This is a genomic window from Flavobacterium branchiicola, from assembly GCF_018383905.1.
Lineage (GTDB): Bacteria > Bacteroidota > Bacteroidia > Flavobacteriales > Flavobacteriaceae > Flavobacterium > Flavobacterium branchiicola.
Genome location: NZ_JAGYWA010000001.1, coordinates 41,335 through 59,076, shown reverse-complemented (window position 1 = coordinate 59,076; position 17,742 = coordinate 41,335). Strand labels below are relative to the sequence as shown.

Below are 17,742 nucleotides of genomic sequence, written 5' to 3'. Positions count from 1 at the left end.
GTAGATTATAAATCTAAATTCAATTTTTTAATTGTAAATAAATCAATAGTAAAAACTATGATGAATAACAGAAACAATAAAGATAAGAATCCAGTAAAAAGATTTAACAAAATTTCTATTGGATTGGCTTCACCAGAATCTATCTTGAAAGAATCAAGAGGAGAGGTTTTAAAGCCAGAAACTATTAACTATAGAACGCACAAACCAGAGCGTGACGGACTTTTCTGCGAAAGAATCTTCGGACCAGTAAAAGATTTCGAATGTGCTTGTGGTAAGTATAAAAGAATTCGTTACAAAGGTATCATCTGTGACCGTTGTGGTGTTGAAGTTACTGAGAAAAAAGTACGTAGAGACAGAGTAGGACATATCAACCTTGTTGTGCCAATTGCTCACATCTGGTATTTCCGTTCTCTTCCAAACAAAATTGGTTATATCCTTGGTCTTCCATCTAAGAAATTAGATATGATCATTTACTACGAAAGATATGTAGTAATCCAAGCTGGTATCGCTAAAAATGCAGATGGAGAATCATTACAAAGATTAGATTTCTTAACTGAAGAAGAATACTTAAATATTTTAGATACTCTTCCGCAAGAAAATCAATATTTAGATGATATGGATCCTAATAAATTTGTTGCCAAAATGGGAGCAGAATGTATTATGGATTTATTAGCTCGTATCGATTTAGATGAGTTGTCTTACCAATTAAGACACAGCGCTAATAACGAGACTTCTAAACAAAGAAAAACTGAAGCTTTAAAAAGATTACAAGTTGTTGAGTCTTTCCGTGAGTCTAACTTAAACCGCGAAAACCGTCCAGAATGGATGATTATGAAAGTGGTTCCTGTTATTCCGCCAGAATTACGTCCGCTTGTGCCACTTGATGGAGGTCGTTTTGCAACTTCAGATTTGAACGATTTATATCGTCGTGTAATCATCCGTAACAACCGTTTGAAAAGATTAATGGAGATTAAAGCTCCAGAAGTTATCTTAAGAAACGAGAAACGTATGTTACAAGAATCTGTAGATTCATTATTCGATAACACACGTAAAGCTTCTGCTGTTAAAACAGAATCTAACAGACCATTAAAATCATTATCTGACTCTTTAAAAGGTAAGCAAGGACGTTTCCGTCAAAACCTTTTAGGAAAACGTGTGGATTATTCTGCTCGTTCGGTAATTGTTGTTGGTCCAGAGTTAAAATTATATGAGTGTGGATTGCCAAAAGATATGGCATCTGAATTATACAAGCCTTTCGTTATCCGTAAATTGATAGAAAGAGGTATTGTAAAAACGGTAAAATCTGCTAAGAAAATCATTGACAAAAAAGAGCCAGTAGTTTGGGATATCCTTGAAAATGTAATTAAAGGTCACCCAGTATTACTTAACCGTGCTCCTACTTTGCACAGACTTGGTATTCAGGCATTCCAACCTAAATTAATTGAAGGAAAAGCAATCCAGTTACACCCATTAGTATGTACGGCATTCAACGCCGATTTCGATGGTGACCAGATGGCGGTTCACTTACCATTAGGACCAGAGGCTATTTTAGAGGCGCAATTATTAATGTTGGCTTCTCACAATATCTTGAACCCTGCAAATGGTGCTCCAATTACTGTACCTTCTCAGGACATGGTCTTGGGTCTATATTATATGACCAAAGAGCGTATTTCTACAGAAGATCACAAAATTATTGGTCAGGATTTGACTTTTTACTCTGCTGAAGAAGTAAATATTGCATTAAACGAAGGAAGATTAGAATTGAATGCTCGTGTGAAAATCCGTGCAAAAGATTTTAATGACGCTGGAGAATTAGTGTATCAAATTGTTCAAACAACTGCAGGACGTGTATTATTTAACGAAGTAGTACCTGAAGCAGCTGGATATATCAATGACGTATTGACTAAGAAAAACCTTAGAGATATTATCGGACACATTTTAAGCGTGACTGATGTACCTACAACGGCAGCTTTCTTGGATAATATGAAAGATATGGGTTATAAATTTGCATTTAGAGGAGGTTTATCATTCTCTTTAGGTGATATTAGAATTCCAGAACAAAAAACTAAATTGATTGCAGATGCCAGAGAACAAGTTGAAGGTATCTCAACCAACTATAACATGGGTCTTATCACCAATAACGAGCGTTACAACCAAGTTATTGACGTATGGACTTCTGCGAATGCTCAGTTGACAGAATTAGCAATGAAAAATATTAGAGAAGACCAACAAGGTTTCAACTCTGTATATATGATGCTTGACTCTGGGGCGAGGGGTTCTAAGGAGCAGATTCGTCAGTTAACTGGTATGCGTGGTTTGATGGCTAAGCCTAAAAAATCTACTGCCGGTGGTGGTGAGATTATTGAAAACCCGATTCTTTCTAACTTTAAGGAAGGTCTTTCGATCCTTGAGTACTTCATTTCTACTCACGGTGCTCGTAAAGGTCTTGCGGATACGGCTCTTAAAACAGCCGATGCTGGTTACTTGACAAGAAGGCTTCATGACGTTTCTCAAGATGTTATTGTAAACATCGAAGATTGTGGAACTCTAAGAGGTGTTGAAGTTGCGGCATTAAAGAAAAATGAGGAAATCGTTGAATCTTTAGGAGAGAGAATTTTAGGACGTGTTGCATTACAGGACGTAATTAATCCTCTTACTAATGAAGTAATGGTTCAATCAGGTCAACAAATTACTGAAGCAATTATGAGAACTATCGAAGCTTCTCCAATTGAAAAAGTAGAAGTTAGATCTCCATTAACTTGTGAAGCTTTAAAAGGTATTTGTGCGAAATGTTACGGTAGAAACTTAGCTACTGGTAAGATGACACAAAGAGGTGAAGCTGTCGGAGTTATTGCTGCACAGTCTATTGGAGAGCCAGGTACACAGTTAACACTTCGTACGTTCCACGTTGGAGGGGTTGCAGGAGGTATTTCTGAAGAATCTAGTATTGTTACAAGATTTGCAGGTAGACTTGAGATTGAAGATTTAAAAACTGTAAAAGGTGAGGACAGTGAAGGTAATGCGGTAGATATCGTAGTATCGCGTTCAACTGAGTTAAAATTAGTTGATGAGAAAACTGGAATCGTTTTAAATACACATAACATTCCTTACGGTTCTAGTATTTTTGTTAAAGATGGAGAATCTGTTGCTAAAGGAACTGTAATCTGTAAGTGGGATCCATATAATGGTGTAATTGTTTCTGAGTTTACTGGTAAGATTGCTTACGAAGATTTAGAGCAAGGACAATCATTCATGGTGGAGATCGATGAGCAGACTGGTTTCCAGGAAAAAGTAATTTCTGAGGCTAGAAACAAAAAATTAATCCCAACTTTATTGGTTTACGGTAAAGAAGGTGAATTGATTCGTTCATACAACTTACCAGTAGGTGCACACTTAATGGTTGAGAATGGTGAGAAAATTAAAGCAGGTAAAGTATTAGTAAAAATTCCTCGTCGTTCTTCTAAAGCAGGCGATATCACGGGAGGTTTACCAAGAATTACTGAGTTGCTTGAGGCTCGTAACCCTTCTAACCCAGCGGTTGTATCTGAAATTGATGGTGTTGTATCTTTCGGTAAAATCAAAAGAGGTAACCGTGAGATCGTTATTGAGTCTAAATTTGGTGAGATTAAAAAGTATTTAGTTAAACTTTCCAGCCAAATCTTAGTACAGGAAAATGACTTCGTAAGAGCGGGAGTTCCATTGTCTGATGGTGCAATTACACCAGATGATATCTTAAGAATTCAAGGTCCGGCTGCTGTTCAACAGTACTTGGTAAATGAAATTCAAGAGGTTTACCGTTTACAAGGGGTAAAAATTAATGACAAGCACTTTGAGGTAGTTATTCGTCAAATGATGCGTAAAGTAAGAGTTCAGGATCCAGGTGATACTTTATTCTTAGAGGATCAATTAATTCACACTAAAGATTTCATCGTTCAAAACGATAAATTATATGGTATGAAAGTAGTTGAAGATGCTGGAGATTCTTCAGTATTGAAACCAGGTCAGATAATTTCTCCTCGTGAGTTACGTGATGAGAATTCATTATTGAAACGAAATGATAAAAATCTTGTTGTAGCAAGAGACGTAATTACTGCAACTGCAACGCCAGTTTTACAAGGTATTACAAGAGCTTCGCTACAAACTAAATCATTCATTTCTGCGGCTTCATTCCAGGAGACAACGAAAGTACTTAACGAAGCTGCTGTAGCTGGTAAAGTAGATGATTTAGAAGGATTAAAAGAAAATGTAATTGTTGGACACAGAATTCCTGCGGGAACTGGTATGAGAGAATATGATAACACTATCGTAGGATCTAAAGATGATTACAATGAAATGATGGCTAATAAAGAAGAATATATTTATTAATTAGGAAACTATGAGTAATCCGAAACAACAACAAGAGCAAATTAATATTGAGTTAGATGAAACTATTGCAGAGGGGATTTATTCTAATCTTGCAATTATCAATCACTCTTCATCAGAGTTTGTTTTAGATTTTGTCAGCATTATGCCAGGTATTCCTAAAGCCAAGGTAAAGTCAAGAATTGTCTTGACGCCACAACATGCTAAAAGATTATTGAGAGCAATTGGTGAAAATATCCATAGATTTGAAGCCGCTCATGGCGAAATCAAAGAAACGGAACAAGCGCCTATACCGCTTAATTTTGGTCCTGCGGGACAAGCATAAATTTTAAAAGCCCCAGCAATGGGGCTTTTTTTTGCGAAAAATAGTTTAACTGTAGTTTATCCGATTTACCTTTCCGTTTATCGACTAAATTTCATTCTTAGTTGAGATTTCTATATTTTAGTAATTCCTAATTAGAAAGGACTATTTTTTTGGAATGTAAAGACAATGAGGTTGGAATTAATTCAAATAAAGAAAAGCGCTAATGATAAGTTAGCGCTTTTTTTATGCAATAGAATTTAGAAAAAAATAAATTTCGTTCCCAACCTTTATATTGAAAATGTACTCTATATAGTTAAGAATCATTTTGAAAGATTTTAATTTTAAAAAGTACACTATGAAAAAGAAATTCACCTTAGAGATAACAAATCCTTGTTCTGAAAATTTTGATAAAATGATTCCGAATTCAAATGGTTCATTTTGTAATTCTTGTATGAAAAATGTAATTGATTTAAGCAAAAAATCAAATTCGGAAGTGGCCAGATTTATTGCCGAAACTAAAGATAAAAACATTTGTGCCAGAATTAAATCAACACAATTGCAGGAGGAATTTGAGTATAATGAGATTTCTAAAATCAATAATTTAAAATATGCGGCAGTTGCAGCGTCAATTTTATTAGCTTCAAATGTTTCCGGACAGGAAAAAACACCTGTTAAAACCGAGATAAATTCGCCAAAACCGAATAATCACATTGTAGGCAAGGTAGCTTATAATCAAAATATTGAGCAAGAAGTTTCGATTCTGATTAAAGGAAAATTATTAGATGCTAACACTAATAGACCTTTAGATAATAATAGATTTCCAAATTTAGTTTTTACTATTAATGGTTCTCAGAGTGCTTCAAAAATAAATCATAAAACGGGTGAGTTTTCTATTCCAGTTACGATTTTAAAAAATACGAAAACGCTAACCATTACAATTGAAGGAGATGATCATTATTATTCACAAACAATACCTTTTGATATAACGAAAGTTCAAAATAATACATTAATGCAAAATATAGTTGTTCCCTCAGAAGAATTTTCTAAAGTTAAAATAATGATGCAAGGTGGATTAGGAATTAATTATATTGATAAAAAAGAAGTAAGACAGATTTGAGCAATATATGAAATGAAAAAAGACCTTCTAAAATTTACTTTTCAGAAGGTCTTTTTGTTTGTTTAAAAGATCAATTAATCAAATTCTGAAGTAAAGAATAACTTCACTGTTGGATATTTACTTTGCGTCATTTGAATAGTAAAATCAGAATCGGCAAGAAATACCAATTGACCATATTTATCATGTGCTAAGAATTTTTGTTTGATACGCTTAAATTCTTTGAATTCTTCATTTTTAGCATCGTCTGGTTTAACCCAACAAGCTTTATGAACCGGGAAGTTTTCGTATGTACATTTAGCTCCATATTCGTGCTCTAAACGATATTGAATTACCTCATATTGAAGTGCTCCAACCGTTCCGATAACTTTACGGTTATTCATTTCAAGTGTAAATAACTGTGCAACACCTTCGTCCATTAACTGATCGACACCTTTATCTAATTGCTTCGCTTTCATTGGGTCGGCATTATTGATATATCTAAAGTGTTCCGGAGAGAAACTTGGAATTCCTTTGAAACTCATTATTTCACCTTCAGTTAAAGTATCTCCAATTTTAAAGTTTCCTGTGTCATGTAAACCTACAATATCTCCAGGATATGAAATATCTACAATTTCTTTTTTCTCAGCAAAGAAAGCATTCGGGCTAGAGAATTTTAAATTTTTCTTTTGGCGAACGTGATAGTAAGGTTTGTTTCTTTCAAAAGTTCCGGAAACAATTTTTATAAAAGCAAGACGATCTCTGTGTTTAGGATCCATATTGGCGTGGATTTTAAATACAAATCCAGTCATTTTTTCTTCTTTAGGATCTACTAAACGTGTTTCAGAATCTTTTGGTCGAGGAGATGGAGCAATTGTAACGAAACAATCTAAAAGCTCACGAACTCCAAAGTTATTTAAAGCAGAACCAAAAAAGACAGGTTGAATTTTTCCGTCTAAATAATCCTGACGCTCAAATTTTGGGTAAACTTCATCAATTAATTCTAATTCTTCACGAAGTTTTTCAGCAGCTTTCTGACCAACAATCTTATCTAATTCAGGATTGTTTTGAACATCAGAAAAAGCGATTGTTTCTTCTATATTTTTACGGCTGTCTCCACTAAAAAGATTAATGTTTTCTTCCCATAAATTATAGATTCCCTGAAAATCATAACCCATTCCGATAGGGAAACTTAAAGGTGTAACTTTTAAACCCAGTTTTTGTTCCACTTCATCCATCAAGTCAAAAGCATCTTTACCTTCACGGTCTAATTTGTTGATGAAAACAATCATCGGAATGTTACGCATTCTACAAACTGCAACCAGTTTTTCAGTTTGTTCCTCAACCCCTTTTGCAACGTCGATTACAACAATAACACTATCAACAGCCGTTAAAGTTCTAAAAGTATCTTCAGCAAAATCCTTGTGTCCAGGTGTATCAAGGATATTGATTTTTTTGTCTTTATAATTAAAAGCAAGAACAGATGTAGAAACCGAAATACCTCTTTGGCGTTCGATTTCCATAAAGTCACTCGTTGCTCCTTTTTTAATCTTATTGTTTTTTACAGCTCCAGCTTCCTGAATTGCACCTCCAAATAAAAGTAATTTTTCAGTTAAAGTTGTTTTACCGGCATCGGGATGCGATATAATTCCGAATGTTCTTCTGCGTTGTATTTCTTTTAAAAAGCTCATATTTCGTATAAATAGGTTGCAAAAGTACTATTAATTACGGCTTAATAAAAATATTAGTTTCTTAATTAAAGGCTTCAATTTACAAGTGTCAGTTTCGGAATAGTTTTTTTGCCACGAATTATTCGAATTATCACAAATTTAATAGTGCAAATTAGTGTAATTCGTGGCGAAAAAAAGCTACTCAAAATGAGCAGCTTTGTATAGTTATTTTGTAAATTACTGGTTAATCGACCACACTGAATATCCTTTTGGAGGACATTGTATTTTTACCCATTTGTCTGCCTGAGTTGTTGGATACCAGGATGAGTTTCCTGTAAAATCTTTAATTTGAGTATTTGCCCAATTGGTTTGAATCCATCTTTCCTGCCATGAGTCTGAATTGTTAATGTAAACAACCAATCCCGGGTTTCCGTTATATCCGTTTCTTCTGGCAACATATTCATCATTATCAGAATATAAAATAGAAGTTGTTCCGGTTGCTTTATTGTTATGAATCCAGATTAAGTTATTTAACTTGTTTTTATCCAACCATTCTTCATAATCTCTGTAGAATATTGTTGGATATCCTTCATGCGTAAGGATATAAGAATATGCTAATAACTTATTCGAAATTTCATCTGTATCATGATTAGTTACAAAAGTTACTGCTTTATATGGATTTCTTTTCCACATCATGTCGTCATTTAGCAGTGCTAGATTATTTCCATCAAAAGCATCATTCATTTTATAATAACAAGCAAAATCGAAAACAGAACTATTAGCATTATTTGCCCAATCGTTTAATACGTTTACATTAGAATCCCATAATTCTCCAACAGAAAATCCACCAACATTGGCATTCCAGGAATTTACAACCCACGCACCAAAACCTTTTACATAGTCAAATCTCCAGCCATCAAATTTCATGGTATTTTTATAATATTTACCAACACCATCAGTTCTAAGCCAAAGCCAGTTTTGGACGTTTGGAGCCGCGTGGCATAAATCTGGAAAACCTCCAAAAGACCCTTCGTCATTATTTCCATAACTATTTTTATAAAAATCATTATAGGTACGAGGAAATTTACCCGAAGCGACTCCTGTAAAATTAGTCCATGTATTGGTTCCTGTAAAAGGATTTGCCTCCGATTGTCCACCACTGTTATGATTAATTACGATATCGGCATATACTTTCAAGTTTTCAGTATGTGCATTTGTAATCAAACTAACTAGCTCAGCTTTTGAGCCAAATCTTGTTTCAGTACTTCCGTTTTGATTATAATCACCAAAATCAAAATAATCTGTTGGATCATATCCCATAGAAAATGCTCCGTTTTGTGCTTTAGAAGCTGGAGGTAGCCAAATAGAGCCGATTCCTGCATTACCCCAGGCCGTAACTTTACTGCTTACGGTATTCCACCACGTTCCACCTGCAGGAACATCCCAGTAAAAGGCCTGCATCATTACGCCTCCGCCTGGATTATCGACATATTTTCCTGTGGATGAAGTTCCTGTACTAAAAGGTTTTCCACTGTGATGTGTAACGTTAATAATTTCAAATTTCTGACTTTCAGCTTTTGAATCTGTTTCTAAAGTTTCATTTTGCGAACATGAGCTTAAAAATGCCGCAATCATCCCAATGAATAGAAATCTTACTTGTGGTTTTTTCATAATAGATTTGGTTAAGATTAATTAATAAAGTTTGTAATTATTCAATTTTTGCATCTATAATGGTTGATATTCTTAATTTTAGATGTTATAATTTAAAAATTACGCATCTAAAGTATGTGTTTTTTGAGTTGATTGCTTTTTATAAGAAAATATTTATGTTACGAAAACGTTGTAGTGTTGAAAACTTATTTTTATCCGGTTGTAAACTAATAGTTTGCGATTTTGCGTTTACTAAAGTAAAAGGTTTAATGGAAGTGTTTTAATAATCAAATTTTTAAAATTTAATCGAAAATAATCGTCAGGAAATTGGTTCATTTTGAAAAATTAAAATACTCTCCATATAATTTTTTGTTAATAGTATAGCTGATAGTTGTATTATGTAATTGAATTGTTATTTTTGTTCGTTATAAGTTAAAAAGAGCTAGGTCTTAATTCTTTACTATTTTGGAGATAATCCTTAAAATTAAGAATAGAAAGATTTTAGTTTAAAGAAGAATTTCTAAAGCAAGACCTTACATTCAAATTAAATTTAAAATAATGTTATTAAAAAAATTACAGCTAAAAACAATTGATTTCAAGTTAGCATTGACAATGTGTTTTTTACTTTTTTTCAGCTCACTTGTTTCAGCTCAGGAAATTATTCCGGATGTTGTAGCTCAAAAACCAGCAGAAGTTCCTTCTGGTAAAAAGCAAAAAGTTGACGGTATTATTGCTACGGTTGGAGATTATATTGTTTTAGACTCAGATATTGATAAAGGTTTTTTAGAAATTTCTGCTCAGGGTGGTAGTATCAAAGATATTACAAGATGCCAGATGCTTGGTAAACTTTTAGAAGATAAATTATATGCGCATCAGGCGATTCAGGATAGTATTATTGTAAGTGATGCCGAAGTAAGAGGTATGATGGAAGACCGTTTAAACTATATGATTAAGCAGGTTGGTGACATTAATAAAGTGGTAGAATATTACAAAAAAAGTTCTGTAGAAGAGTTTAAAACCTATTTTGCTGATATCCTGAAAGAACAAAAGTTGGCTTCAGAAATGCAGAAAAAGATTGTTGATGGAGTAGAAATCACTCCTGAAGAGGTTCGTAATTTCTTTAAAAAAATACCAAAAGACGAATTACCAACTTTTGGAGCTGAAATGGAAGTAGCTCAAATTGTGGTTGAGCCTAAAGTTTCTAAAGAAGATAAGCAAAAAGTAATAGACCGATTAAACTCTATTAGACAAGATGTTTTAGATGGTTCTAGTTTTGCAACAAAAGCAGTATTATATTCTCAAGATCCAGGTTCTTCTGCAAATGGAGGTTATTATAAAATGACCAGAAAAACCCCTTTCCTAAAAGAATTTAAAGATGTTGCTTTTAGTTTACAGGAAGGTGAAATTTCTCAGCCTTTTGAAACAATTTATGGATATCATATTATAATGGTCGATAAAATTAAAGGCCAAGAAGTAGAGTTACGTCATATTTTAATTTCGCCAACTGTTTCTGAAGCGGCGTTAAAAGAAGCTAAAGAAAGAATTACTAATATTCGTACTAAGATAATCAATAAAGAGATTTCTTTTGCCGATGCCGCCAGAACAGAATCTGATGAAAAAGAAACAAGAGCAAACGGAGGAACTTTAGTAAATCCAAATACTCAGGATACCCGATTTGAGTTGACAAAAATGGATCCGACTTTATATGGTCAGGTTTCAAATTTAAAAGATACCGAAATTTCTCAGCCACTTTTAAATGTAGATGACAAAGGCAAAAAAACGTACAAGTTAATTACAGTTACGAACAGAATTGATGAGCACGTAGCAGATTATGCAAAGGATTATACAAAAATTAAAGAACTTGCATTAAAAGAAAAACAAATCAACGCAATTGCAAAATGGTTTGACACTAAAATAAAAGATACTTATATCAAAATTATTGGTGAATACAGAGATTGTACTTTTACAAACAACTGGTTAAAAAAATAATTTTTATTAAATAAAGAAAAAGAGTTAGTTTTATGAATTCATAGAGCTAACTCTTTTTAATTTAAAAAACATACTTAAATGTCTGACGTAGCAGCAATTCATAATTTAGTTCAAAAGCGAAACGAATTAAAATCAGAAATAGCAAAAATTATTGTAGGCCAGGATGCAGTTGTAGATCAAATTTTACTGTGTATATTTTCAGGAGGACACGCCTTATTAATCGGAGTTCCCGGTTTGGCAAAAACATTAATGATAAATACTTTATCACAAGCTTTAGGTTTAGATTTTAAAAGAATTCAGTTTACACCGGATTTAATGCCTTCTGATATTTTAGGAAGTGAAATTCTGGATGAAAACAGACAGTTTAAATTTATCAAAGGACCTATTTTTTCCAATATAATTTTAGCTGATGAGATTAACAGAACACCGCCAAAAACGCAGGCCGCTTTACTTGAAGCAATGCAGGAGCGTTCTGTTACTATTGCAGGACAGAATTACAAATTAGATTTACCTTACTTTGTATTAGCAACTCAAAATCCAATTGAGCAGGAAGGAACTTATCCGTTACCGGAAGCACAATTAGACCGTTTTATGTTTGCAATCAAATTAGAATATCCAACATTTGAAGAAGAAGTTCAGGTTGTAAAACGCACAACATCGGATGTTAAAACGACAATTAATCCATTGTTTTCAGCACAGGAAATTATAGATTTTCAACATCTGATCAGAAGAATTCCTGTAGCAGATAACGTTATTGAATATGCTGTTACCTTAGTAAGCAAAACACGTCCTGATAATAAACTGGCAAATGATTTTGTGAAAAATTATCTGGATTGGGGAGCAGGACCAAGAGCTTCTCAGAATTTAATTTTGGCTGCAAAAGCACATGCAGCTTTTCACGGTAAATTTTCGCCGGATATTGAAGATGTAAAAGCAGTTGCAACCGGAATTTTGCGTCACAGAATTATTAAAAATTACAAAGCAGATGCTGAAGGAATAACAGAAGATATTATTATTCAGAAGTTATTGTAGATGTAAAGACAATTTATGAAAAAATCCTGGTAATTTATTGCCGGGATTTTTTTTGCTTTTCTACATTCTTTAAATTATGATTAAATTTTCAAATCAGAAAATAGTGTTGAAGTCACGCAAAAAAGTTCAACTATAACGTTATAATTAGTTATTTAGAAAGATTCTTCGTTAAAATAGGGGTAAAATCGTACTTCCTTTTTAATGTTAAATTTCGACTTTGCTAAAGAAAGGATTTTAAAATGCCAAAAATTCATTTTTTTAATTCAAAATTGAGGTTTTGTCAAAAACTAACAGTGAAAATCGTTTTTTAGCAATAATAATTTTTGAAAACACGACTTCTATTATATTATTTTTAATTATCGGCATTAATGCTTAAATTTGCGTAAAAAAATAAATCTGCCTTAATTATGAATATTTATAAGGATTATATCCAGGAAATTGAAGAAAGAAAAAGCCAGGGACTTCACCCTAAACCAATTGATGGCGCTGAATTATTAAGCGAAATCATTGCACAAATTAAAGATTTGAATAATGAGTATCGCGAAGATTCTCTTAAGTTTTTTATTTACAATACTTTACCGGGAACAACAAGTGCTGCTGGAGAAAAGGCAAAGTTTTTAAAAGAGATTATTTTAGGTGAAGCTGCAGTAAAAGAAATTACTCCGGCATTTGCATTTGAATTATTATCACATATGAAGGGTGGACCTTCAATTGAAGTATTGCTTGATTTAGCTTTAGGTAATGATGTTACTATTGCTAAACAAGCTGCTGAAGTTCTTAAAACACAAGTTTTCCTTTATGATGCTGATACAGATCGTTTAAAGGAAGCATTCAGAAATAACAATGAAATTGCTAAAGAGATTATCGAAAGTTACGCAAAAGCGGAATTTTTCACTAAACTTCCTGAAGTAGCAGAAGAAATAAAAGTAGTTACATTTATAGCTGGTGAAGGTGATATCTCTACAGATTTGCTTTCTCCTGGAAATCAGGCGCACTCGCGTTCAGATCGTGAACTTCACGGTTTATGCATGATTACTCCACAGGCGCAAGCAGAAATCAAAGCATTACAGGCACAACATCCTGATGCAAGTGTGATGTTAATTGCTGAGAAAGGTACTATGGGGGTTGGATCTTCTAGAATGTCTGGTGTAAACAACGTGGCACTTTGGACAGGTAAACAAGCTAGTAAATATGTTCCGTTTGTAAATTTTGCTCCAATTGTTGGAGGAACAAATGGTATCTCTCCAATTTTCTTAACAACTGTAGACGTTACAGGTGGTATTGGAATTGACCTTAAAAACTGGGTTAAAAAAGTAGATGCAGAAGGAAATATTCTTCGTAACGAAAATAATGAACCGATACTTGAAGAAGTATATTCTGTGGCTACAGGAACAGTTCTTACTATCAATACAAAGACAAAAAAACTGTATAAAGATAATGAGGAATTAATTGATCTTGCTAAATCATTTACTCCTCAAAAAATGGAATTCATCAAAGCAGGTGGCTCTTATGCTATTGTATTTGGTAAAAAACTTCAAACATTTGCATCAAAAGTTTTAGAAATTGAAATTGCGCCAGTTTTTGCTCCATCAAAAGAAATTACGATTGAAGGACAAGGACTTACTGCTGTAGAAAAAATCTTTAACAGAAATGCTGTTGGTGTAACTCCGGGAAAAATTTTACACGCTGGTTCAGATGCACGTGTTGAAGTGAATATTGTCGGATCACAAGATACAACTGGTTTAATGACAGCTCAGGAATTGGAAGCGATGGCTGCTACAGTTATTTCCCCGATTGTAGATGGTGCATACCAATCAGGTTGTCATACTGCTTCTGTATGGGATAAAAAAGCTCAGGCAAACATTCCTAAGTTAATGAAGTTCATGAATAACTTCGGACTTATTACGGCTCGTGATCCAAAAGGTGGTTATCATGCAATGACTGACGTTATTCATAAAGTACTTAACGATATTACAATAGACGAATGGGCAATCATCATTGGTGGTGACTCTCATACAAGAATGTCTAAAGGTGTTGCTTTTGGTGCAGATTCAGGAACAGTTGCTCTTGCACTTGCTACGGGTGAGGCTTCAATGCCAATTCCGGAATCAGTAAAAGTTACTTTCAAAGGAGACATGAAGAGTTACATGGATTTCCGTGATGTGGTTCATGCTACACAAGCTCAGATGCTTCAAAAATTTGGTGGTGAAAATGTATTCCAGGGAAGAATTATCGAGGTTCATATTGGAACTCTTAATGCAGATCAGGCATTTACATTTACAGACTGGACTGCAGAGATGAAAGCAAAAGCTTCAATCTGTATTTCTGAGGATGATACTTTGATCGAATCTTTAGAGATTGCAAAAGGTAGAATCCAGATCATGATCGACAAAGGAATGGACAATGAGAAACAAGTTCTTCAGGGATTGATCAATAAAGCTGATAAGAGAATTGCAGAGATTAAATCTGGTGATAAACCAGCACTTACTCCAGATGCAAATGCTAAATATTATGCTGAGGTTGTTGTAGATCTTGATCAGATTGCTGAGCCAATGATTGCCGATCCAGACGTAAATAATATTGATGTTTCTAAACGTTATACTCACGATACTATCAGACCATTATCATTTTATGGTGGTGTGAAAAAAGTAGATCTTGGATTTATTGGATCTTGTATGGTTCACAAAGGAGATATGAAAATCCTTGCTCAAATGTTGAAAAATGTTGAAGCGCAAAATGGAAAAGTTGAATTCAATGCTCCGCTTGTAGTTGCTCCACCTACTTACAATATTGTTGATGAGCTTAAAGCTGAAGGTGACTGGGAAGTTTTACAAAAATATTCTGGTTTTGAATTCAATGATGATGCTCCAAAAGGTGCAGCACGTACTGAATATGAAAACATGTTATATTTAGAGCGTCCAGGATGTAATCTTTGTATGGGTAACCAGGAAAAAGCGGCTAAAGGAGATACTGTAATGGCAACTTCTACTCGTCTTTTTCAAGGAAGAGTTGTTGAAGATAAAGAAGGTAAAAAAGGAGAATCATTACTTTCATCTACTCCGGTTGTAGTTTTATCTACAATTCTTGGTAGAACTCCTACTATCGATGAATATACTGCTGCTGTAGACGGAATCAACTTAACTAAGTTCGCGCCTTCTCACAAACAGTTAGTTATGTAATACATAATTTATTAAGCATATTTTAAAGCCCGAGTCATAAAACTCGGGCTTTTTTTGTAATAGTAGCTCTATTTTTTTGTATCTTGTGGTGTTCAAAAAAAAACAACAAAAACAATTATATCTTATGGCTTTTGATATTGAAATGATTAAAAAAGTGTACGAAAACATGCCGGGCCGTGTTGATAAAGCACGCGAAATTGTTGGTCGTCCACTTACTTTAACAGAGAAAATTTTGTACAATCACCTTTGGGATGGAGCTCCGTCTCAGGCATTCGGAAGAGGGGTTGATTATGTTGACTTTGCACCAGATCGTGTTGCTTGTCAGGATGCGACAGCACAAATGGCATTGTTGCAGTTTATGCATGCTGGAAAATCAAAAGTTGCAGTTCCTACAACGGTTCATTGCGATCACTTGATTCAGGCAAAAGTAGATGCTGTAACCGATTTGGCCAGAGCAAAAACACAAAGTAATGAAGTTTTCGACTTCTTGTCGTCAGTTTCTAATAAATACGGAATTGGTTTCTGGAAACCAGGAGCCGGAATTATTCACCAGGTAGTACTTGAAAATTATGCATTTCCGGGCGGAATGATGATTGGAACCGACTCTCACACTGTAAATGCAGGTGGTTTGGGAATGGTCGCTATTGGAGTTGGTGGAGCCGATGCTGTAGATGTAATGTCTGGTATGGCTTGGGAACTTAAATTTCCTAAATTAATCGGAGTAAAATTAACGGGTAAATTATCAGGATGGACAGCCCCAAAAGATGTTATTCTTAAAGTTGCAGGTATTCTTACTGTAAAAGGTGGTACCGGAGCAATTGTTGAATATTTTGGAGAAGGCGCAACGTCTATGTCTTGTACTGGTAAAGGTACGATTTGTAATATGGGAGCTGAAATTGGAGCTACAACTTCAACTTTCGGTTATGACGATTCAATGAGCCGTTACCTGCGTTCTACAAACAGAGCCGATGTTGCTGATGCTGCCGATAAAGTAGCTTCTTACTTAACAGGAGACCCGGAAGTATATGCAAATCCTGAAAAATATTTTGATCAGGTAATCGAGATCGATTTGTCTACATTAGAGCCACACTTAAATGGACCTTTTACACCAGACTTAGCGACTCCAATTTCTAAAATGAAAGAAGAGGCAATCAAAAATAACTGGCCTTTGCAAATTCAGGTAGGTTTAATAGGTTCATGTACAAACTCTTCTTACGAAGATATTTCGCGTGCTGCTTCATTGGCAAGACAAGTTGCTGACAAAAATTTAAAAACCAAATCACAGTTTACAATCACTCCGGGTTCTGAAGTAGTTCGTTCTACGATCGAAAGAGACGGATTTATTGATACTTTTCATAAAATTGGAGCAACGGTCTTCGCGAATGCCTGTGGACCATGTATTGGTATGTGGGATAGAGAAGGAGCTGAGAAAGAAGAAAGAAATACTATTGTTCACTCTTTCAACCGTAACTTCTCAAAGCGTGCAGATGGTAACCCAAATACTTTAGCTTTTGTAGGTTCTCCGGAATTAGTGACAGCTTTGGCAATTGCAGGTGATTTAAGTTTTAATCCATTAACAGATACATTAATCAACGAAGATGGAGAGGAAGTAAGACTTGATGCTCCAACAGGAGATGAGTTGCCTTCTAAAGGTTTCTATGCGGAAGATCCAGGATTCCAGGCTCCGGCTGCAGATGGTTCAGGAGTTCAGGTTGTAGTAAGTCCTACTTCAGAGCGTTTACAATTATTAGCTCCGTTTGTTGCCTGGGATGGTAAAAATATCACAGGTGCTAAATTGTTAATCAAGGCATTCGGAAAATGTACTACAGATCACATTTCTATGGCAGGACCATGGTTACGTTTCCGTGGACACTTAGATAATATTTCTAACAATATGTTGATTGGTGCTGTAAACGCTTACAACCAAAAAACAAATTCAGTTAAAAATCAATTAACTGGGGAATATGATGCTGTGCCAGCTGTTGCCCGTGCATACAAAGCGGCTGGAGTTCCGTCGATTGTAGTTGGAGATCACAACTATGGTGAAGGTTCTTCTCGTGAGCATGCAGCAATGGAGCCACGTTTCTTAGGGGTAAAAGCGGTATTGGTGAAATCTTTCGCTCGTATTCACGAAACAAACCTTAAAAAACAAGGTCTTTTAGGTTTAACATTTGCTAACGAAGCTGATTATGATAAAATTCAGGAAGATGATACAATTAACTTTACTGACTTAACTGAGTTCGCTCCGGGTAAACCTTTAACATTAGAATTTGTTCACGCAGATGGAACAAAAGATGCTATCCTGGCAAACCACACATACAACGCAGGTCAGATTGGCTGGTTTGTTGCAGGTTCTGCATTAAACTTAATTGCTGCTGGAAAAGCTTAATATTTAGATTTATATAGTAAAAGGGCCCTGTGAATAACAGGGCTTTTTTTATGTTTAATGAATTTTGTTGTGTC

9 protein-coding genes are annotated in these 17,742 nt (G+C 34.6%); 7 read left to right on the top strand and 2 right to left on the bottom strand.

What is annotated here, in order from left to right:
- Positions 1 to 57: 57 nt before the first annotated feature.
- From rpoC to KHA98_RS00215, 3 genes are all read left to right on the top strand, one after another.
- A complete protein-coding gene (gene rpoC / locus KHA98_RS00225) occupies positions 58 to 4,365 on the top strand; it encodes a DNA-directed RNA polymerase subunit beta' (protein ID WP_213254220.1) in 4,308 nt (1,435 codons plus the stop codon).
- A gap of 10 nt (positions 4,366 to 4,375) precedes the next feature.
- Entirely contained in the window at positions 4,376 to 4,687 is a 312-nt protein-coding gene (locus tag KHA98_RS00220) for a DUF3467 domain-containing protein (RefSeq protein ID WP_012024017.1), read from the top strand.
- A 334-nt stretch (positions 4,688 to 5,021) separates the two neighbouring features.
- The gene (locus KHA98_RS00215; protein ID WP_213254218.1) at positions 5,022 to 5,783 is read left to right on the top strand and encodes a hypothetical protein; all 762 of its coding nucleotides are present in this window, start codon (positions 5,022 to 5,024) and stop codon (positions 5,781 to 5,783) included.
- Between the two features lie 74 nt (positions 5,784 to 5,857).
- Here KHA98_RS00215 and KHA98_RS00210 read toward each other — a convergent pair whose 3' ends face one another.
- Both KHA98_RS00210 and KHA98_RS00205 read right to left on the bottom strand, forming a co-directional pair.
- Complete coding sequence (locus tag KHA98_RS00210; protein WP_213254216.1) at positions 5,858 to 7,450, bottom strand: peptide chain release factor 3; 1,593 nt, start codon at positions 7,448 to 7,450, stop codon at positions 5,858 to 5,860.
- 216 nt (positions 7,451 to 7,666) lie between these two features.
- Complete coding sequence (locus KHA98_RS00205) at positions 7,667 to 9,100, bottom strand: alpha-amylase (protein WP_213254214.1); 1,434 nt, start codon at positions 9,098 to 9,100, stop codon at positions 7,667 to 7,669.
- Positions 9,101 to 9,637: 537 nt separating this feature from the next.
- Between KHA98_RS00205 and KHA98_RS00200 the strand changes: the two genes are divergently transcribed.
- From KHA98_RS00200 to KHA98_RS00185, 4 genes are all read left to right on the top strand, one after another.
- Complete coding sequence (locus KHA98_RS00200; RefSeq protein ID WP_213254212.1) at positions 9,638 to 11,068, top strand: peptidylprolyl isomerase; 1,431 nt, start codon at positions 9,638 to 9,640, stop codon at positions 11,066 to 11,068.
- Positions 11,069 to 11,146: 78 nt separating this feature from the next.
- Complete coding sequence (locus KHA98_RS00195; RefSeq protein WP_213254210.1) at positions 11,147 to 12,100, top strand: AAA family ATPase; 954 nt, start codon at positions 11,147 to 11,149, stop codon at positions 12,098 to 12,100.
- A 407-nt stretch (positions 12,101 to 12,507) separates the two neighbouring features.
- Positions 12,508 to 15,279, top strand: coding sequence for a bifunctional aconitate hydratase 2/2-methylisocitrate dehydratase (locus tag KHA98_RS00190; protein ID WP_213254208.1), 2,772 nt, complete (start codon positions 12,508 to 12,510; stop codon positions 15,277 to 15,279).
- Positions 15,280 to 15,403: 124 nt separating this feature from the next.
- Entirely contained in the window at positions 15,404 to 17,668 is a 2,265-nt protein-coding gene (locus KHA98_RS00185; RefSeq protein WP_213254206.1) for an aconitate hydratase, read from the top strand.
- Positions 17,669 to 17,742 lie beyond the last annotated feature (74 nt).